Raw genomic sequence first — 18,398 nt, forward strand, 5'->3', positions numbered from 1 at the left:
GCCTGTACGTTACCACTTCCGTTCGGCGGGCAAGAACCGGCCGGCCCCGTCGCGCCTGACGGCCCCTGCCAGTTCCAGATCGAGCAACTCTGCCAGCAATTCCGTGGGATTCCTGCCTGTTTCCTCGACCAGATCGTCGAGCGCCCGGCCGTCGGACTCGCTCGCGAGCAGGCCGAGCAACGGCACCGCCGCTGGTGCATCGGGCGGTCCCGACGGCCGCGCGGCGGTATACCAGCCGAGCTCGTCGAGGACATCGGCGGCGCGCTCGACGAGGCGGGCCCCGTCGCGCAAGAGGGCGTGTCCGCCGGCGTTCGTCCCTGCCCGCACGTCGCCGGGCACGGCCATCACGTCGCGCCCCTGCTCCATGGCGAGCCGTGCCGTGATGAGCGACCCGCTCCGTTCGGCGGCCTGCACCACGACCACCGCCCGGCACAACCCGCTCAGGATACGGTTGCGCAGCGGAAAATGATGCGCCCGCGGAGGCGACCCCGGCGGGAACTCGGTGACGAGCAGGCCCGCCGCCTCGATCTCCTGCCTGAGCGTGGCGTGGCCGCTCGGGTACGACTGGTCCAGCCCACACCCGAGCACGGCGAGGGTGCGGCCCCGCGAGAGCGCTCCCCTGTGGGCAGCCGCGTCGATTCCCAAGGCGAACCCGCTGGCGACCACGAGACCAGCGGCGGCCAGATCAGCCGCCAGTTGCCAGGCCACCTCGCGCCCGCTGCCGCTGGCCCGGCGCGAACCGACTATGGCCACCGCCGGGCTGGCGAGCACGTCGAGGTGCCCCGTCATCCAGAGGCCCAGCGGCGGGTCGACGATCGTGCCGAGGAGCGGTGGGTACGACGGATGGGCCGGCCAGAGGAGCGTGTGCCGGGCGGCGTTGGCCCGAGTCAGGACGCGGGTGGCCGCGAACCGCCAGTAGGTGGGCGACGCGGATACGTCCGGGCCGAGCCTGCCGTGCTGTGCCAGCAGCGCAAGACTCTCGGCCAGCGGCAGGACGGGCCACGTCCTGACCGTCGCCTTGAGGAGTGCGGCACAGCGTGCGGGCTGCGTCCCGACGGCCAGGGCGAGGGCGGCGGCATCGAGGCGGGAGGCGTCCATCGTGCCGATCGCCCAGGCAAAGGCGCTGCCAACGGCCGGATCGACGTCTGGCGCGTCAATTGGTCATTGCGTGCGCGAGGGGTGGCAGGAACTGCCATGTGGGGGCCTCGGGCACAGGTGTATATTGGCAATCACTTCCATGACCAAGACCCGTTCCTGGCTGCTCGCGCTGGCATTGGTGCTGAGCGCGTCCGGCGTGGCGTTCGCGCAGGATGCGCGGGATCAGGCACGCTCGCAGGTCGAATTCGGCATCAAGGTGGCGCAGCGGGGCCTCTGGCAGGAGGCCGTCTTCCGCTGGGAACGCGCCACGGAGATCGACCCGACCTACGCGGCGGCCTTCAACAACCTGGGGATCGCGTACGAACAGCTCGGCAAGTTCGAGCAGGCCGGCAAGGCCTACGAGAAGGCGCTGGAGCTGGAACCGCAGAACCTCACGATTCAGCAGAACTACGATCTCTTCAAGGAAATCAATGACCGCGCCAAGAGGAACACGGGTAGCTAGCGTCGCGCTCGCGGGCCTGCTGGCCACGGGCGTGGCCTGCTCGTCGGTCTACGAGATCCCGATCGACACGCCCATCCAGGCCAAGCTGGACGTGTCGCCGTTCTCGCGCGTCCATGTCGCGGGCTTCATCTCCGGCGGCAGCGACGATGTGGACGCCAACATGGAGACGGTACGCCTCCTGCGGAGCCAGTTGCGGACCAAGAGCAAGCTGCGCGTGATCGAGGCAGACGCGCTGCCCCTGCAGCAGGTAGCGCGCGAACAGGCGCTCGCTCCCGGTGGCAATGGCGGGGGGATGACGTTCCCCGAGCGGATCAACGACGAGAAGGACCTCGAAGCCTACGAGCCGCTCTTTGCCAACGCCGCGTACTGGAAGAAGATCGGCGAGGAGTTCCAGCAGCCCCTCATCGTCACGGGGACGATCATCTTCAGGGCGCACCAGGCGTCGGGGATCGTGACGCAGGAGCGCGAGCAGTTCGACCAGCTCGGACGACGTGTGGTGGTGCCCATGCGCGTCTACATGGAGCGGAAGGGGTACGTCCTCCGCCCGAAGATCGTGTTCATCGACGGCCGCAGCGGCTCGGTGCTGTACCAGGAGAGCTACAGGGAAGAGCGCCTCTACCCGGCCCAGCAGAACGTGCCCGCCCTGTCGTCCTTCTTCGAGCAGATGGACGCCGTCCTGCCGTCGTTCCTGAACACCCTGAGCACCACGAGAGTCCGCGGCTCCCGCATCCTCCTCAGGTAGGCAACGCCAGGGGCCGAAGCCCTGGCCTCCCTCTCGTCAAACCGCCGCGGACGCGGAAAGGGTCGCCCCGGGTGCCGGCTTGCCGGTTGCCCGTTGCCGGTTCGGCATTCCAGTCCTCCACGGTTCCGTGTTATGCTCGCTGTCTTTGCCGGGTCCGCCGTGCGGGCCCGTGAGCAGTAGCGCGCAGGAGCAACGACAGTGTTTGCCATCATTCAAAGCGGCGGCCGCCAGGTGAAGGTCGCCCCCGGTGAAATCGTCACCGTCGATCGCGTCGACGTCGAACCGGGCCAGGAAGTCACAGTGGACAAGGTGCTGCTCGTGGGCCAGGACGGCGGAGAGGTGCTCGTGGGCGCCCCGTTCGTCGACGGCGCCCGCGTCCTGGGCACCGTGGCCGGCGAGTCGCGCGGGCCGAAGATCCGCGTCTTCAAGAAGAAGCGCCGCAAGGGCATGCGCCGGACCAAGGGTCACCGCGCCACGCTCACGCGCATCGCGATCACCGACATCCTGCTCTGAGGACCGTACGTCATGGCTCATAAAAAGGGACAGGGCAGTTCGCGCAACGGGCGCGACAGCAACGCACAGCGTCTGGGCGTGAAGCAGTTCGACGGCAACGTCGTGACAGGCGGGTCGATCCTCGTCCGTCAGCGCGGCCGCCGCTTCAACCCCGGCACCAACGTCGGCCTCGGCAAGGACGACACGCTGTTTGCGAAGGTGTCTGGCGTGGTCAAGTTCGAGGACCACGGCGCGCGCGGACGCTTCATCAGCGTTCACCCCGCCGCGGAGTAACCCCCACCGGCCAGGCCTCGGCCGCTCCGGACCTGCATGTTCGTCGACGAAGTCGATATCGACGTCAGCGCCGGGGCCGGCGGACGAGGCGCCATCAGTTTCCGCCGCGAGAAGTTCATCCCGCGCGGCGGTCCTGATGGTGGCGACGGCGGCGCTGGTGGATCGGTCTACCTGATCGCCAGCCCGCACCACAACACCCTCGTCAACTACAGGTTCCATCCCGATTTCGCCGCCCCGCGCGGCGGACACGGCGAAGGCTCGCTCCGGACCGGCAAGTCGGGCAAGGACATCGAGCTGCCCGTCCCGCCGGGCACCGTGGCGTATCGCCTCGACGAGTTCGGTCACGCACACCAGTTCGCGGACCTGATCGCGATCGGCGATCGCGTGCTGGCGGCCAAGGGCGGGCGTGGCGGACGCGGCAACGCGCGATTCACCTCGTCCACCAATCAGGCCCCGCGGCGGGCCGACCCCGGTGAGGCGGGCGAGACGTTCAAGATCCGGCTCCGGATGAAGATGCTGGCCGACGTGGGGCTCGTCGGCTTCCCGAACGTCGGCAAGTCCACGCTCATCGCGCGCGTCTCCGCCGCCAGGCCGAAGATCGCCGACTACCCGTTCACCACGCTCGTGCCCAACCTCGGCGTGGTGCTGCTGAGCGACGACCGCAGCTTCGTGATGGCCGACGTGCCGGGCCTCATCGAGGGCGCGCACGAAGGCAGGGGGCTCGGCCATCGGTTCCTCGGCCACGTCGAGCGGACGAAGGTGCTGCTGCACGTGGTGGACGTGAGCGAAGCGTCTGGACGCGATCCCGTGGAAGACCTCGACGTCATCAGGCGCGAGCTCGAAGCGTACGTCCCGAACGCCGATACGCTCGACCCCGACGCGCTGCCGCTGGCCGCGCGCCCGCAGGTCGTGGCGGCCAACCGCATTGACATCCTCGGCGACCCGGCGCGCCTCGAGGCGCTGCGCGAGAGAGCCGCCGAGCTGGACCTGCCGTTCCACGCCATCTCCGCCGTCACGGGCGAGGGCGTGCCGGCGCTGCTCGAAACGCTGTGGCCTTACGTGGCTCACGTCAGTGCCGAGCGTGCGCTCCTCCGTCGCGCCGACGATGAGTAGCGCCCTCTTGCGCCTCGGCGTGCTCGGTGGCACGCTCGACCCAGTGCATGACGGACATCTGGCCGCCGCCCACGTTGCGGCTCGAGCGCTCTCGCTCGACGTCGTGTGGCTGCTGCCCTCGCACGTGCCCGCGCACAAGGCCGCGCCGAGCGCGTCGCCCTGGCATCGGTTCGCGATGGCCAGCCTCGCCGCCGCCGAGGATCCACTGATCGCCGTGAGCGACCTCGAGCTCGCGCGTCCGGGGCCGACCTACACGTGGGACACGCTCCACGTGCTTGCCGCGCAGGGCTTCCGGCCATCGCAGATTTTCTTCATTGTCGGGACCGATGCGATTGCAGGAATTGACACATGGCACCGCTTCCCCGCCGTGCTCGATGCCGCGAATTTCGTCGTGGTGACACGGCCCGGACAGCCTCCGCCCATCGAGGCCCTCACGCATCCGGCCGTGGCGCCGCGCGTGAGGCGCCACGGCAACGGCGACGCGGCGATCGCGCCGGATCCTGAAGATTCCTGCGGGATCTGGCTCGTCGAGGGCAACACGCCCGACGTGTCGTCGAGCGACATCCGTCAACGAATCCTTACTGGAGAGGGCGCCGGTCCGCACGTGCCGGCGCTCGTGGCCGCGCACATCCGCCGGCACGGCCTGTACTCCCCTTCCCCGGCGGCGAGGCGCTTGCATGGCGAAGACTGACGCGCAGCGGGTCGAACACGAGCCTGCTCCCATTCCCGACGACGTCCGCGCGGCCATCGAGGCGGCGCTGGATCGCAAGGCCACGCGGGTGACCGTGATGGACCTCAGGGGCGTGGGAGCCTTCACCGACTTCTTCGTGGTGTGCACCGGCACGAACGTCAGGCAGGTGCAGGCCATCGCGGACGGAGTGGAGGAGGGGCTTCGGGCACAGGGCCTGCGTCCCGCGCACGTCGAGGGATACGACCGTGCGGAGTGGATCCTCCTCGACTTCTTCGACTTCATCGTCCACGTGTTCATGCCAGACACGCGGGAGTTCTACGCGCTCGATCGTCTGTGGGGCACGGCCCCCCGCATCGAGATGGCGCCCGACGTTCGCTGAACCGCCGGCCCCGTCGCTGCTCGACGCGGCCGTCGCGCTGGTCTTCGACGCGCGCTGCGTCGCGTGCCGGGAGACGCTGCCGGCTCCCACGTGCGGGCCCGTCTGCACGGCCTGCTGGGCTGCCGTCCCCTGGTACGACGCCGACCTCTGTACCCACTGCGGCATGCCGATCGTTGCCGGCGTCACGTGCCGGTGCGACACCCTTCCGCCGCACCTCTCGTCGCTTGTCGCCGGCGCGCGCTACGAGGGACCGATGCGCGCCGTCATCCAGGCCTTCAAGTACGGAGGCCACCAGACGCTTGGCGCCACGCTCGTCGAGCACCTCCTCGAACACGTCCCGCTGACGCTCGACGCCATGGACATCGTCGTTCCCGTGCCGCTGCATCCGTGGCGGCGCGTCTCGCGCGGCTTCAATCAGGCCGAACGCCTCGCGCGCCATGTCGGTCCGCCCGTGGTCCACGCGCTCGCGCGCTGGTCATGGACGCCCGCGCAGGCCACGCTGCCAGCCGCCGCGCGCCGCATCAACGTGACGCGCGCCTTCGGCCTCGCCCCGCGCATCACCGCCGCAGGCCGCCATGTCCTTCACACCTGCCTGACCGGCGCGCGCGTGCTGCTCGTGGATGACGTGATGACGACGGGCAGCACGCTGTCTGCCTGCGCCCGTGTCCTGAAACACGCCGGCGCGAAGGAGGTCCATGCCCTGGCCGTCGCACGAGTGGAGTGACAGCGACTGGTGACGCGTGCTGCTGGCGGGTCTATGGGGCGGTTCGCGGCGTCTGCGTACGTGGCCGCTTGCTCTTGCGCGGGCCTACGCGAGGCTTCGAGTGCCGAGAACTCGGGACAACCGTGCTTGTCGCGCGGACCGATAACGTCAGTCCGAGCGCACGAGCGAGTCGCATCACTGTGGTGAAACTCGGATTGCCCGTTGGTGAAAGCGCCTTGTACAGCCCTTCACGGGTGATGCCGATCTCACGCGCCAGAGCGGCCATGCCACGCGCCCGGGCGACCACGCGAAGCGCCTCCAGAAGCGACGCGGGGTCGTCCGCGCTGTCCTCGAGCGCGAGTTGGAGATACGCAGCGATGGATTCCTCGGAGGTGAGGAACTCCGCCGTGTCCCATCGGTATGTCTCGAGAGTGCCCATCGTCATTGCTCCGTATCGGAGGCGAGCGCCTTGCGCATGGCCTGTGCCGTCGCGATGTCAACTGCCTGCGTCTTCTTCGTGCCACCAATGAGCAGGACAACGATTTCCGGCCCTCGCTCGGTGTAATACACCCGATACCCGGGACCGTGGTCGATCTTCAGTTCTGCGACACCGCCGTCCAGCACGCGGTGCTGCCCCGGGTTGCCCTCCGCGAGACGGGCGATCCGCCTGGCAATGTGTGCCTCGGCAACGGGATCCCTGAGAGTGCGCATCCAGCGCCCGAACCGCTCCGTGTAGCGAATCGTTCGAGGTATCGCACCGGCCACGCGTGAAGTATAGTTCACGATTCCATGAATGTGAACTGCACTTCACAAGATGCACGGCGTCAGGGGAGGAGCGCGAGGACGTCGGTGGTGACGGCGTCGCGGTCGCGGGCGGCGTCGACGATGTGCCATGCGTGGCCGGCGGCGGCCTGGCGGAGATAGCTGGCGCGGACGCGCGCGAGCAGCGCCAGGTCCTGTTCGAACGCGTCGCGCTGGTCGCGCTTGCGGGCGGCGGCGACGTCGGGGGCGATGTCGAGCAGCACCGTGACGTCTGCCGGCGGCAGCACACGCTGGATCACCGTGAGCCACTCGGGATCGAGGCCCTGCGCGTCGCCATACGCGATCGTCGACGCGACGTAGCGATCGCACACGACCCACGTGCCTGCCGCGAGCGCCGCTTCGATCGCGGGCTTGTGCTCGCACCGGTTGGCCACGTACAGCAGTTGCAGGCAGTCGGGCGGGAACGCCCGCTCGCCCTTCAGCGCGGCGCCGATCTCCCGTCCGATCGGTGTCTGGTAGTCGGGAAAGTCGAAGCTCAGCACGGAAAGACCGCGCGCCTGAAGCGCCTCGCGCGCACGCAGCGCCTGCGTCTGCTTGCCGCTCTGGTCGAGGCCTTCGAAGGCGATGAGGCGCCCGCGCGTCATGCCTGTTCGAGCGCCAGCATCTCGTCGATGGTGGGCCGGCGGCGGATGACGCGCCACGACCCGTCGGCCTCGACGAGGACTTCGGGCGGCAGCGGCCGCCTGTTGTAGGTGTTCGACATCACCGCGCCGTACGCACCGGCGTCCATGATCGCCATGAGATCGCCAACCTGTGGATCCGGCAGATCTCTCACGCGCCCGAACGTATCGCTGCTCTCGCACACGGGTCCGACGACGGTACACGAAACGAGCGACCTGTCTGCCGCGCCGGCCACGGGTGCGATGTGGTGATACGCGCCGTACAGGGCGGGACGCAGCAGTTCGGTCATGCCCGCGTCGAGCACCACGAAGCGCCCGCCGCCCGCGTGCGGCTTGACGTCGATCACCCGCGCCAGCAGCACGCCTGCCGGGCCGACGATCGTGCGTCCTGGTTCGACGATGAGCGTGAGGCCCGTCGGGCGAACGACATCGACGAGGGCCTGCGCGAAGGCCTCGTACGTGGGCACGTCGCCGCCAGCCTCGTAGACGATGCCCAGGCCGCCGCCGAGATCGAGATGCGAAAGAGGGATGCCCGACGCTCGCAGTGCGACAGCCAGATCCGCCACACGTCGCGCCGCGGCACACAGCGGCCCGAGCGACGTGATCTGCGAGCCGACATGCACGTGCAGGCCCACGATCTCGAGACCCGCGGCGTCGCGGCGCGCGTCGAGCACGCCGGCCGCCTCGTCGAGCGGCACGCCGAACTTGCTCGTCCTGACGCCGGTGGTGATCTTCTCGTGCGTGCCGGCGTCGACGTCGGGGTTGACGCGCAGGGCGACTCGCACGCGGCGTCCGTGCGCGCGACCGAGCGCGTCGATCCGATCGAGCTCTCCGGCCGACTCGGCGTTGATGGCCGCGAGATCGAGGGCCACGGCCCGCGCGAGTTCGTCAGGCGACTTGCCGACCCCGGTGAAGACGATCTGGTCAGGCCTGAACCCGGCGCGCAGCGCGACGTCCACTTCGCCGATCGAGTTGGCGTCGGCACCGGCGCCGCCCTCCCGGATCAGGCGCGCGACGGCAAGCGACGAATTGGCCTTGAGCGCGAAGTGCAGCGCGTACGGGTAGTCACACGCCTCGAAGGCCTGCCGCAGCGCGGCGAGCCTGTCGCGGACGATCGGTGCGCTGTAGACGTAGCAGGGCGTGCCCTCCGCCGCGGCAATCGAAGCGAGGGGTACGGCGTCGAGCGCGAACACGGGCGCGAGCGTGGTGTCTGTGGCCGCCACGCGTCGGATCATACGCTGGAGGCGGACTCCCCTGTTATCATGCGACCCACCCCCGCCACATGCCATTCGACCCTACCCAACCCCCGTCGGAGATGGATGCGCTGATCGAGCGCTGTCTGGCCGGCGACCAGGACGCCTGGGGGCAGATCGTCAGGCAGCACTGGCGGAAGGTGTTCAACGTCGCGTACAAGTTCACCGGCAAACACGACGAGGCGGAGGACCTGACGCAGGACATCTTCGTCAAGATCTTCAAGTCGCTGCACACCTTCGATCGCCGGGCCAACTTCCAGACGTGGTTGATCAGCATCAGCCGGAACCTGTGCATCGATCACTACCGGAGCGTGCGCAAGGAACGCGAGACGATCTCGCGCGACGTGGACTCGCGCGAGATGGGCACCGCCACGCGTCACGAGCCGGGTCCCCTGGCGGGGATCGAACGTGAAGATCAGCGCGCGCTGCTGCGGCTGGCGCTGGATCAGCTCGCGCCCACGCTGCGGTCCGCGGTGCTGCTGCGCGACATCAAGGAACTGTCGTACCAGGAAATCGCCGCGATGCTGGACCTGCCCGAGGGCACGGTGAAGTCGCGCATCAACAGAGGGCGGACGGAACTCGCGCGGCAGATCCGCCGCCTGCAGGACTCGGGTCTCTCCACGCCGCGGCGGGCCACGGCGGGCCGTCGTCAGTAGCATCGCAATGGAGCCAAGCCAGAGATGAACCTCACCACCGAGCACCATGGGGACGTGGCTGTCGTCCGGGTCCTGGAGTCCCGGATGCTGTACCCGATCCTCTCGGACTTCGCCGACACGGTCACCGGCCTCGTGCAGCAGGGACAGCGCAAGCTGCTCATCGACCTGTCGCCGGTCACGTATCTCGACAGCGCGACGATCGGCTGCCTGATGGACGTCTACCGGCAGATGAGCGGTGCGGGGGGCGTCGTGAAGCTCTCGGGCGTGCAGAAGCGGGTGGAGACGATGCTGACCATGACGGGCACGCAGAACTTCATCGAGGTGCACCCCGACGCCGACACCGCGTTGGCGAGCTTCGGAGGCTGATCCCATGCGTGCCATCAAGACCAGCACCGGCGTGGAGATTCCGCTCGACGGCGACCTGCTCGCCGTGGTGGAGACGTTGTTCCAGGAAGTGACGGTGCGCCACGAGCTCGGGCGGACGTTCGAGGACATGATGCGCGAGATCCAGCACCTCACCGACCAGTTGTCGCCGGAGGAACAGCGCGCGTACCTGGTCGAGAGCCTGTTCCTCAACACCGTCACGTACGAGAACGAGCGGCTCGGCGCGCTGCTGCGCAAGCTGCCGGACGAATAGGCCGTGTCCCTCAACTACCTCGCCACGCACTACCGCTGCTCGTGGCCGTGGAACACGGCCGTGATGCTGTGCGATGGCCGGCTCGTGTGCGGCTGCGCCGATCCGTACGGCAAGCGCGTCCTCGGCGACGCGCGCACCGCGTCTGTGGGCGACATCTGGACGGGCCCCACGGCGTCGACGCTGCGACGCGAGCTCAACGCCGGCGGGTCGGAGTTCTGCGGCGACTGCCCCCTCAAGCTGCCGCTCGCCGAAGACGAGATGCCGCCGCAGCGGTCGCTCGACGCGGGACCGTTGCCGTCGCGGATGTACGTCGAGTGCACGGCCGCGTGCAACGTGTCGTGTCTCGATTCGTGCTGCGCACCCGAGACGGGCATCGCGCGCACGCGCCAGGCGGGCATGCTCGACGTGGATCTGTTCCGCCGCGTGCTGGCCGAAGTGGGCCCGACGCTCGAGCGCATCGATTTCTTCAACTACGGCGAAGCGTTCCTGCACAAGCGCGCCGTCGAGATGTGCGAGCTCGTCAAGCGCGAGTACCCGCACATCTACCTGTACACGTCCACCAACGGCGGCGCGCTCAACGAGGAGTCGGCGCGGCGGCTGGTGCGGTCGGGGATAGACGAGGTCACGTTCTCGGTGGACGGCGCGTCGCAGGACGTCTACGCCACGTACCGGCAGCGCGGGCGCTTCGACCACGTGATGAAGAACCTGCGCGCGGTGATGGACGAGAAGCGCGCGCTCGGCACCGACGTGCCGTTCGTCAACTGGCGCTACATCCTCTTCACCTGGAACGACAACGACACCGAGATGCAGCGCGCCCGCGCGCTCGCCGCCGAGATCGGCGTGGATCGCCTGTGCTGGGAGATCACCGATCACCCCGAGCACGCGTTCTCGCGCCGCTTCGCGCCGGGCACGCCCGACTGGGCGCGCATCAGGCACCAGGTGTGGGACGACAACCACCTCGGGAGCGCGATTCCAGGCACCACGCCGCGCGCGCGCATCGAGGTGCGCGGCCCGTCGCGTCAGGACACGCTGACGCATCAGGCTGGCGTCCCGCTCGCGCTCGACCTGCGCGTGCGCAACCTGTGCCAGCGTCCGTTCCCGCACACGGCGACGTACGGCCGTCGACTCGTGCGGGTCGGCGCCAAGTTGCTCGACGCCGATCGCGAGTTGCAGGATCGCGACTTCGCACGGTCGTCACTCCCCGCGACGGTCGCTCCCGGCGGGTGGCAGGACCTCCGCATGGAGATCCCCGCGCTGTCGCCAGGCCACTACCACCTGAAGCTCGACCTCGTGAGCGAAGGCGTCGACTGGTTCGAGTCCTGCGGCTCGGAGATCACCCTGAAGGCGCTGCAGGTCACGTAGGAGCGCCTGCGGCGCTTCGTTGCGGCACTGGCAACCGGCAATCCATCTTCGCGCTTCGCGCCACGGCGCGACAGGTTGTCCGGCAGTCAGTGCACCGCGCCGGGGATGTCCAGCCTGCCTATGGGTTCGAGCAGTCGCGCTTGTCCATCCTTCGTCCGCGCGTAGTCCCCTTCCGGGATGAGCCTTGCGCCGGGCGTGGTGCTCAGTGGCTGCATTCCTCCACATCCGATGGACACGCGTCAAGAGAGGCGGCGCTCCGCTCGCACGTGCCTCTCCCATAGATGTAGGGGCGCCCCTTGTGGGTGCCCGCGAACGGGCGGCCACAAGGGCCGTCCCTACGCACGTCTCTCCATCAGGACGGGTACGCGCCGCGGCAGGACAGAGGGCCGCCGCTACTGGAAGTGCGTCGTGACGTTGCGGGCGACGAGGGTGTCGGCTTTCGCGAGGGTGCGGGCCTTCGCGAGGTGCGCGGTGTGCTGCGCGCGTGCGGCGGGGCGCTCGGTGATCAGCGCGGCGGCAAACTGCAGGCCGGCGTCATCGGGCTTCAGCGCGAGCGCCGACTTCACGAGCGCGTAGCCGTCGACGCCATCGATGGACGCCTTGACCTTCACGCCGCCATCGCCGAGTTGCCTGTACGTCTCCACGAGATAGCCGTAGTCGAACGACGCGAGCGCTTCAGCGGACGATGTCGGCGACGTCACGCTGCGGGCCGCGAGCGCGCGCAGCAGCCGCGACGCCAGCGCCGCATCGTCCACCGAGTACGCCGACGCGCGACGCAGCGTCTCCATGCGCACGATGACGGGCGTCTGCGGCGTGAGAAGGGCGAGCGTGTCGTCGACGAGCCGGGACGTGTCGTACGACGCGAGTGTCGCCTGCCATCCTCGCCAGCCTTCGCTCGTGTTGCCGAACGGCAGCGACGTCGCCGTGCCGATGTCGAACGGATGGCAGATGAGCGGCGGCCCCGCAAGCGCCGGGAGTGGCGACGTCAGCAACAACGCCGTGGTGGCAAGAACGACTCGACGGGTGGTGGACATCGCGTGCTTGGTGAACATGTGAACCTCCTGGAATCGGGAACGCACCAGGAAGGACGCGACACGCGCACCGCTGTTAACGCGACGTCGTCATTCACTCACCCTCACATCATGGCCGCGGCTTCGCGCCTGCTGCGCCACGGCGAGGCAGGCATTCCCGGCATTACAGCATCGCGGCATTCTCACGAGCCCGGATTCCACTGCTGGCGCCACGTACGCCACCAGTCGGCGCTGCCGAGGCCGAGTGCGGTCCACCATGCGTCGCGCATCGCACGATCGCCGGTGAGGACACCCTCACGCGTGACACCCTCGGGCATCGGCACGAGCGCAGCCAGACGATCCACCACGCGCGGTACCAGCGTGGCGTCGACGCGATCGATCAGGTGCCAGAGCGTCAGCGCGTCTTCGGGTCGTGCGTCACGCAGCACGACGCCGAGCGGCGTCTCCTGCTCCGCCGCAGACGACGTGCGATCGATGACGTCGATGGCCGCGCGCAGCGTGTCTGGCGCGTCGGTGTATGTCGGTGTGCCAGGACCGATCCCCGGCCACGTGCGTCCCGTCGCGCCCGCAGGAATGAACGCCTCGCGGCCGCGGTGCTCGAAGCCCACCCATCCGCCCTGGACGGTGATCAGCCCGCTGCCGTCCTCGTTGACGGTGAGGGTGTACGCACATCCCAGATCGATGGCCGTCGCAGACGGCGTGTCGATCACGAACTGGCCGGGCGGCGCCCAGATCTGCGCTTCGATGGTGCCCCGCGTCAACTCGGCGCGATGCGCACCGGACTCCGCCGTCATCACGCGCAGCCGCGATGCAGGCGCCATCTCCAGTCTGCCGATCTTCCCGACGAACATCACCGTCGACGACTCCGCCGCCGTCTCCACCCATCGTCCCGGCGCGACCGTCTCGCGGCTTGCCAGCGGTGCGGCAGCCATGGTGGCCACGCCGTCGACGCGCGCAACGCGCCACGGATCGCTTACGGAATCACGACGCGGCGCAAGCCACGCCACGCCGATCGAGACGATGAGCAGGGCCGCTGCCGCAGCCAGCGACCACCACGGCGGCGTGAGGCTCGACGCCGCTGGTGGCAGCGACAGCGGCGGCAGTTCATCCGGCGGCGCAGCCGACAGCGTGGCCAGGAGTCGTTCGAGTCGTGCGACGTCCGGGTCGGCGGGTCCGCTGCGGTCCCACAGATACGGCTCCTCGTCCATCGGTTCCATCACGCGGATCCTCGGTGCTGGCGCGCGGTGAGTGCGTCACGCAGCAGCTTCATGCCTCGACACAGGTTGACCCGCACCGACTCCGGCGTGAGCCCCGTGCGCGCGGCGATCTCCGGTCCCGTCAGCCCTTCCACGAGCCGCAGCACCAGCGTGTCGCGATACGCGGGTGGCAGCGCCCTGATCGCGTCGAGCGCCTGTCTGGCCTCGAGGCGATCGTCGGCACGTACCTCCGCACTCGCGACGCGATCGACGGGGGCCGTGCCAGTCCCGTCGAACGCCGCCACGATGAACCCGTGCCTGTCTGCGGCGGCGTAACGCCGCACGCGATCGATGCGCGCATGCCTGGCGATGGTCACGAGCCATCCGGCGAACGCCGCGGCGTCGCGCAGCGTCGACAATCGCTGCCATGCGGTCAGGAAGACGTCCTGGACGAGATCGTCCACGTCCGCGCGCGTCGCCCGTGCGAGCAGCACGCCATGGACTACGCGCGCATGACGACGGTAGAGCGCGTCGAAGGCCGCAGCATCACCTGCACGCGCCGCTTCCACGAGCGGTGCATCGTCTGCCGGCACCCACGCCACGGGCCGCGGCGCCGGACCATCCATATGGGTCGATGACGGCACGTGCTGAAATTCAGGACGCAGGGAAGCGGGAGAGCGTTAACCGGCAACCGGCAACCGGCAAACGGCATACGGCAAACGGCAAACCGGCAACCGGTCAGTCAGCAGGCAGACATCACCGACCGCCGGATGACATCCGGCGGCTACACGTCAGCGGGCGATATCAGTTCCTGAACGCGGGCTCGACGGCGATGGGCATGCCCACGAGATCGGTGACCGACTCGGGGGTCTCGACGTAGGTCCAGGCGTCGCGCTGTTCGAGCAGGGTGCTGCCGAGGGCGGTATGCAGGGCGTGCCCGCCGCGGTGCGCGACGACGTGGCCGATGATCGGCGCACCGATGAGCGCGAGATCGCCAATCGCGTCGAGGATCTTGTGGCGGACGAACTCGTCCTCGAAGCGGAGCGTGTTGTTGAGCACGCCCGTCTCGCCGAGCACGACGGCGTTGTCGAGCGAGCCACCGAGCGTCAGGCCTTGCTGGCGCAGCATTTCCAGGTCCTTCAGGAACCCGAACGTGCGCGCGGGCGCGAGATCCTCGGCGAACGTGTCGGCCGTGACGACGATCGAACGGCTCTGGTTGCGCAGGAGCGGGTGATCGAAGCTGATGGTGTAGCTGATGCGGAACTCGTCGGACGGGTAGATGGCGATGTGCTTGTCGCCGCGAGCCAGGCTCACGGGCCGCAGCACCTTCAGGAACCGGCGCGACGCGCTCAGCTTCTTGATGCCGGCCTCCTGGAGCAGGTACACGAACGGCGCCGCGCTGCCGTCCATGATGGGCACCTCAGGCGTGTTGAGCTCGATGGCGACGTTGTCGAGGCCCTGACTCACGAGGGCCGCGAGCAGATGCTCGACGGTTTCCACGCTGGCACCGGCAAAGGACAGCCCCGTCGCGTAATTGAGACTCGCGACGTGCTCCAGGCGAGCCGGAATCTCGAGCCCCCCAAGGTCGGCGCGACGGAAGCGGATGCCGTAGTCGGCAGGGGCGGGACGGAGCGTCATCGTGACGCGGTGGCCGGAATGCAACCCGATTCCGGCACAGGTGATGGAACGACGAAGAGTCCGCTGCGATGTCATTCAGCTCTCAGATCCAAGGGCGCCGATGGCCGCCGGCCGCGTAGAAGCAAGACTGATACCGTAGCGATGACTCTCACGAGAAGTCTCGCAAACCATTCCAGCGACGGCAGTTGTACTCGAGATGCTCATCCGGGACCCGTTCCAGCGAGAGGTCACTGTTGCGCTCGTGACACGCCATTCCCTGATTGACTGTGGCTAGGCAACCACACTGACGTCTCGGCTCCGTCCTCGTCGACCTGTAGGGGCCATTGACGATTCGGCCAGAAACGCCCCCGTATGCGACCCCCTGACGCGCGCCACCTGCTCAGGTGTACCTTGCGCCACCACGTGTCCCCCGCCCCGTCCGCCCTCCGGTCCGAGGTCGATCACGTGATCGGCCGATCGGATGACGTCGAGGTTGTGCTCGATCACGACGATGGTGTTGCCCTGCTCGACGAGTTGGTGCAGCACGTCGAGCAGACGCGCCACGTCCTCGAAGTGCAACCCCGTCGTCGGCTCGTCGAGGATGTAGAGCGTGCGGCCCGTGCCGCGTCGCGACAGCTCCTTGGCCAGCTTCACCCGCTGTGCTTCGCCACCACTCAGCGTCGTGGCCGACTGCCCCAGTTCGACGTACCCGAGGCCCACCTGCTGCAGCGTCCGCAGCTTGTTGGCGATCGACGGGAAGCTCTCGAGCAGCGGCAGCGCCTGATCGACCGTGAGCTCGAGCACGTCGGCGATCGACTTCCCGCGATAGCGCACCTCGAGCGTCTCGCGGTTGTAACGCCGGCCCTTGCATTGCTCGCACGTCACGTACACATCGGGCAGGAAGTGCATCTCGATGGCCATCACGCCGTCGCCCTGACACGCTTCGCAGCGGCCACCCTTGACGTTGAACGAGAACCGCCCCGGTTTGTAGCCACGCTGGCGCGATTCGGGCAGCATCGCGAACAGATCCCTGATGAACGTGAACAGGCCGATGTAGGTGGCCGGGTTGCTCCGCGGCGTGCGGCCGATCGGCGACTGATCGATCTGGATCACCTTGTCGACGTGCTGCAGCCCGTCGATCCTGTCGTGCGCGCCGGGCGGGTCCGTCGCCCGATACAGTTCCTTCGCAAGGCGCTTGTACACGATCTCGTTGACGAGCGTGCTCTTGCCGGATCCGCTGACGCCCGTGACGGCGATGAACAGGCCCAGCGGAAAGTTCACGTCGAGCCCCTGCAGGTTGTTCTCGCGCGCCCCGGTGACGCGCAGCACGGCCTGGCCCGCGCGGCGGCGCGTACGCGGGGCGGCAATCGTCTTCTCGCCGCGCAGGTACTCACCCGTCACGCTACCGGGCGCCTCGGCGATGAGCGACGCGGGCGTACCCTGGAACAGCAGCTCGCCGCCGTGCTCGCCGGCACCCGGACCGAGGTCCACGACATAGTCGGCCGTGCGGATCGTCTCCTCGTCGTGTTCCACCACGAGCACGGTGTTGCCCAGATCGCGCAGGCGTTCGAGCGTGTGCAACAGCCGGCGGTTGTCGCGCTGGTGCAGGCCGATGGACGGTTCGTCGAGCACGTACAGCACGCCGCTCAGGCTCGATCCGATCTGCGTGGCGAGCCTGATGCGCTGCCCTTCGCCGCCCGACAGCGTCGCCGCCGATCGCGCCAGCGTGAGATAGCCGACGCCCACGTCGTTCAGGAAGCGCAGACGTTCGCGAATCTCCTTGAGGATGCGCCCGGCGATCAGCTCCTCGCGCGGCGCCAGTTCCATGGCGTCGAACACGAGCGACGACTCGCTCACGGGCAGCGCCGTGAGATCGACGATCGTGTGGCCTTTGACGCGCACCGCGCGGCTCTCGGGTTTCAGTCTCGCGCCTTCGCACGCCTGGCACGTCGACAGCGCACGATACGGCTCGAGCGCCTCGCGATCGCTCCAGGTGCCGGCCTCGTAGCGCCTGCGCAGGTTCGGCAGCAGGCCTTCGAAATCGGCGCCGAACGGATCGGCAGGCGTCTTCTTACGCTTCGAAGACGCGGCAGGTGCACCCGGTGCGCCGAAGAGCAGGACGTCGCGCTGCTTCCGCGTCAGCTTGCGCACGGGGACGGCGGGGTCGATGCCGTGCGCCTCGTGCAGGCGCGCGAGCGCCGTCGCGATCGACTTCGCGTCGCCGCGCGCCCACGGTTCGACGGCGCCCTCGGATAACGACAACCCGGGATCGGGGATCACGCGATCCGGATCGAAGTCGTACACCGAGCCAAGACCCTGGCAGCCTGCACATGCGCCGTGCGGAGAATTGAACGAGAACGCGCGCGGCGTGAGTTCCGGCACGCTGATGCCGCAGTCGGCGCATGCGAGCCGTCGCGAGAACAGGCGGTCGCCGCCGTCCCACGTGTTGATGATGACGAGGTCGTCGGCGAGCGCAAGGGCCGTCTCGATCGACTCGCCGAGCCGCCGCTCCATCCCCGGCTTCACGATGAGGCGATCCACCACGACGTCGATCGTGTGGTTACGGCGCTTGTCGAGGACGATGTCGTCCTCGAGCGAGCAGAGCTCGCCATCGACGCGGGCGCGCGTGAAGCCGCGCTGCCGCCACGCCGCCAGCTCCTTCTTGAACTCGCCCTTGCGGCCGCGCACCACGGGCGCCAGCACGTTGATGCGCTCATCGCCCGGGAACTGGCGTGCGAGGTCGAGGATGCGGTCCACCGACTGGCTCGCGATCGGCTGTCCGCACCGCGGGCAGTGCGGATCGCCGAGGTTGGCAAAGAGCAGGCGGAGGTAGTCGTAGATCTCGGTGACGGTGCCCACCGTCGATCGCGGGTTGGACGCCGTGGTCTTCTGCTCGATGGAGATGGCCGGCGAGAGCCCGTCGATGAGGTCGACGTCGGGCTTCTCCATCTGCTCCAGGAACTGGCGCGCGTACGCCGACATCGACTCCACGTAGCGCCGCTGCCCTTCGGCGTAGATGGTGTCGAAGGCGAGCGAGGACTTGCCCGACCCCGAAAGGCCGGTGATGACCACGAGTCGATCGCGAGGGAGATCGACGTCGATGTTCTTCAGGTTGTGGACGCGCGCGCCGCGCACCGAGATGCGCTCGTCGAAGGTCATGGGCAAGGTCTGGGTCCGTGTGGCAGGCCCA

At 68.6% G+C, this 18,398-nt stretch carries 22 protein-coding genes; 12 read left to right on the plus strand and 10 right to left on the minus strand.

Features of this window, described 5'->3' with window-relative positions; genetic code table 11:
• Positions 1-9: 9 nt before the first annotated feature.
• The gene (gene dprA / locus IT182_18505) at positions 10-1,098 is read right to left on the minus strand and encodes a DNA-protecting protein DprA (GenBank protein MCC6165340.1); all 1,089 of its coding nucleotides are present in this window, start codon (positions 1,096-1,098) and stop codon (positions 10-12) included.
• A gap of 1 nt (position 1,099) precedes the next feature.
• Between dprA and IT182_18510 the strand changes: the two genes are divergently transcribed.
• The 8 genes from IT182_18510 to IT182_18545 all read left to right on the plus strand — a co-directional run bounded on the left by IT182_18510 (position 1,100) and on the right by IT182_18545 (position 6,035).
• Positions 1,100-1,600, plus strand: coding sequence for a tetratricopeptide repeat protein (locus IT182_18510; GenBank protein ID MCC6165341.1), 501 nt, complete (start codon positions 1,100-1,102; stop codon positions 1,598-1,600).
• On the plus strand, positions 1,569-2,342 hold the full coding sequence (locus tag IT182_18515) for a hypothetical protein (GenBank protein MCC6165342.1): 774 nt from the start codon (positions 1,569-1,571) through the stop codon (positions 2,340-2,342). Before IT182_18510 ends, IT182_18515 begins: the two co-directional genes overlap by 32 nt.
• A gap of 198 nt (positions 2,343-2,540) precedes the next feature.
• Complete coding sequence (gene rplU, locus IT182_18520; GenBank protein ID MCC6165343.1) at positions 2,541-2,855, plus strand: 50S ribosomal protein L21; 315 nt, start codon at positions 2,541-2,543, stop codon at positions 2,853-2,855.
• A gap of 12 nt (positions 2,856-2,867) precedes the next feature.
• On the plus strand, positions 2,868-3,128 hold the full coding sequence (rpmA, locus tag IT182_18525; protein MCC6165344.1) for a 50S ribosomal protein L27: 261 nt from the start codon (positions 2,868-2,870) through the stop codon (positions 3,126-3,128).
• 36 nt (positions 3,129-3,164) lie between these two features.
• Positions 3,165-4,241: a GTPase ObgE gene (gene obgE / locus IT182_18530; GenBank protein MCC6165345.1), complete on the plus strand. Its 1,077-nt coding sequence runs from the start codon at positions 3,165-3,167 to the stop codon at positions 4,239-4,241.
• Positions 4,234-4,932 (plus strand): nicotinate (nicotinamide) nucleotide adenylyltransferase, encoded by a 699-nt coding sequence (nadD, locus tag IT182_18535; protein MCC6165346.1) that lies wholly within the window; start codon positions 4,234-4,236, stop codon positions 4,930-4,932. Before obgE ends, nadD begins: the two co-directional genes overlap by 8 nt.
• Positions 4,919-5,311: a ribosome silencing factor gene (gene rsfS, locus IT182_18540; GenBank protein MCC6165347.1), complete on the plus strand. Its 393-nt coding sequence runs from the start codon at positions 4,919-4,921 to the stop codon at positions 5,309-5,311. Before nadD ends, rsfS begins: the two co-directional genes overlap by 14 nt.
• Before the next feature lie 163 nt (positions 5,312-5,474).
• A complete protein-coding gene (locus IT182_18545) occupies positions 5,475-6,035 on the plus strand; it encodes a ComF family protein (protein MCC6165348.1) in 561 nt (186 codons plus the stop codon).
• Positions 6,036-6,066: 31 nt separating this feature from the next.
• Here IT182_18545 and IT182_18550 read toward each other — a convergent pair whose 3' ends face one another.
• From IT182_18550 to lysA, 4 genes are all read right to left on the minus strand, one after another.
• Positions 6,067-6,459 carry a putative addiction module antidote protein gene (locus IT182_18550; protein MCC6165349.1) on the minus strand — a complete coding sequence of 131 codons (393 nt, stop codon included), beginning with the start codon at positions 6,457-6,459 and terminating at the stop codon, positions 6,067-6,069.
• Positions 6,456-6,725 carry a type II toxin-antitoxin system RelE/ParE family toxin gene (locus IT182_18555; GenBank protein ID MCC6165350.1) on the minus strand — a complete coding sequence of 90 codons (270 nt, stop codon included), beginning with the start codon at positions 6,723-6,725 and terminating at the stop codon, positions 6,456-6,458. Before IT182_18555 ends, IT182_18550 begins: the two co-directional genes overlap by 4 nt.
• Positions 6,726-6,838: 113 nt before the next feature.
• Positions 6,839-7,420 carry a dTMP kinase gene (gene tmk / locus IT182_18560; GenBank protein ID MCC6165351.1) on the minus strand — a complete coding sequence of 194 codons (582 nt, stop codon included), beginning with the start codon at positions 7,418-7,420 and terminating at the stop codon, positions 6,839-6,841.
• The gene (gene lysA / locus IT182_18565; GenBank protein MCC6165352.1) at positions 7,417-8,679 is read right to left on the minus strand and encodes a diaminopimelate decarboxylase; all 1,263 of its coding nucleotides are present in this window, start codon (positions 8,677-8,679) and stop codon (positions 7,417-7,419) included. The genes tmk and lysA overlap by 4 nt, the downstream gene beginning before the upstream one ends.
• Positions 8,680-8,771: 92 nt before the next feature.
• On the opposite strand from lysA, the gene IT182_18570 reads away from it, so the two are divergent.
• Genes IT182_18570 through IT182_18585 form a run of 4 tightly spaced genes read left to right on the plus strand, consistent with a single transcriptional unit; the run spans position 8,772 to position 11,364 of the window.
• Entirely contained in the window at positions 8,772-9,365 is a 594-nt protein-coding gene (locus tag IT182_18570) for a sigma-70 family RNA polymerase sigma factor (protein MCC6165353.1), read from the plus strand.
• A gap of 24 nt (positions 9,366-9,389) precedes the next feature.
• The gene (locus IT182_18575) at positions 9,390-9,731 is read left to right on the plus strand and encodes an STAS domain-containing protein (protein MCC6165354.1); all 342 of its coding nucleotides are present in this window, start codon (positions 9,390-9,392) and stop codon (positions 9,729-9,731) included.
• Between the two features lie 4 nt (positions 9,732-9,735).
• A complete protein-coding gene (locus tag IT182_18580) occupies positions 9,736-10,002 on the plus strand; it encodes a hypothetical protein (protein MCC6165355.1) in 267 nt (88 codons plus the stop codon).
• A gap of 3 nt (positions 10,003-10,005) precedes the next feature.
• A complete protein-coding gene (locus IT182_18585) occupies positions 10,006-11,364 on the plus strand; it encodes a radical SAM protein (GenBank protein MCC6165356.1) in 1,359 nt (452 codons plus the stop codon).
• A 392-nt stretch (positions 11,365-11,756) separates the two neighbouring features.
• Here IT182_18585 and IT182_18590 read toward each other — a convergent pair whose 3' ends face one another.
• From IT182_18590 to uvrA, 5 genes are all read right to left on the minus strand, one after another.
• Entirely contained in the window at positions 11,757-12,416 is a 660-nt protein-coding gene (locus IT182_18590) for a hypothetical protein (GenBank protein MCC6165357.1), read from the minus strand.
• Positions 12,417-12,577: 161 nt separating this feature from the next.
• The gene (locus IT182_18595) at positions 12,578-13,612 is read right to left on the minus strand and encodes a hypothetical protein (GenBank protein ID MCC6165358.1); all 1,035 of its coding nucleotides are present in this window, start codon (positions 13,610-13,612) and stop codon (positions 12,578-12,580) included.
• Entirely contained in the window at positions 13,612-14,217 is a 606-nt protein-coding gene (locus IT182_18600) for a sigma-70 family RNA polymerase sigma factor (protein ID MCC6165359.1), read from the minus strand. Before IT182_18600 ends, IT182_18595 begins: the two co-directional genes overlap by 1 nt.
• Before the next feature lie 178 nt (positions 14,218-14,395).
• A complete protein-coding gene (locus tag IT182_18605) occupies positions 14,396-15,304 on the minus strand; it encodes a UDP-3-O-acyl-N-acetylglucosamine deacetylase (GenBank protein MCC6165360.1) in 909 nt (302 codons plus the stop codon).
• Between the two features lie 195 nt (positions 15,305-15,499).
• Positions 15,500-18,367: an excinuclease ABC subunit UvrA gene (gene uvrA / locus IT182_18610; protein ID MCC6165361.1), complete on the minus strand. Its 2,868-nt coding sequence runs from the start codon at positions 18,365-18,367 to the stop codon at positions 15,500-15,502.
• Between the last annotated feature and the right edge of the window lie 31 nt (positions 18,368-18,398).

Source organism: Acidobacteriota bacterium (genome assembly GCA_020845575.1).
Classification (GTDB): Bacteria; Acidobacteriota; Vicinamibacteria; order Vicinamibacterales; family Vicinamibacteraceae; genus Luteitalea.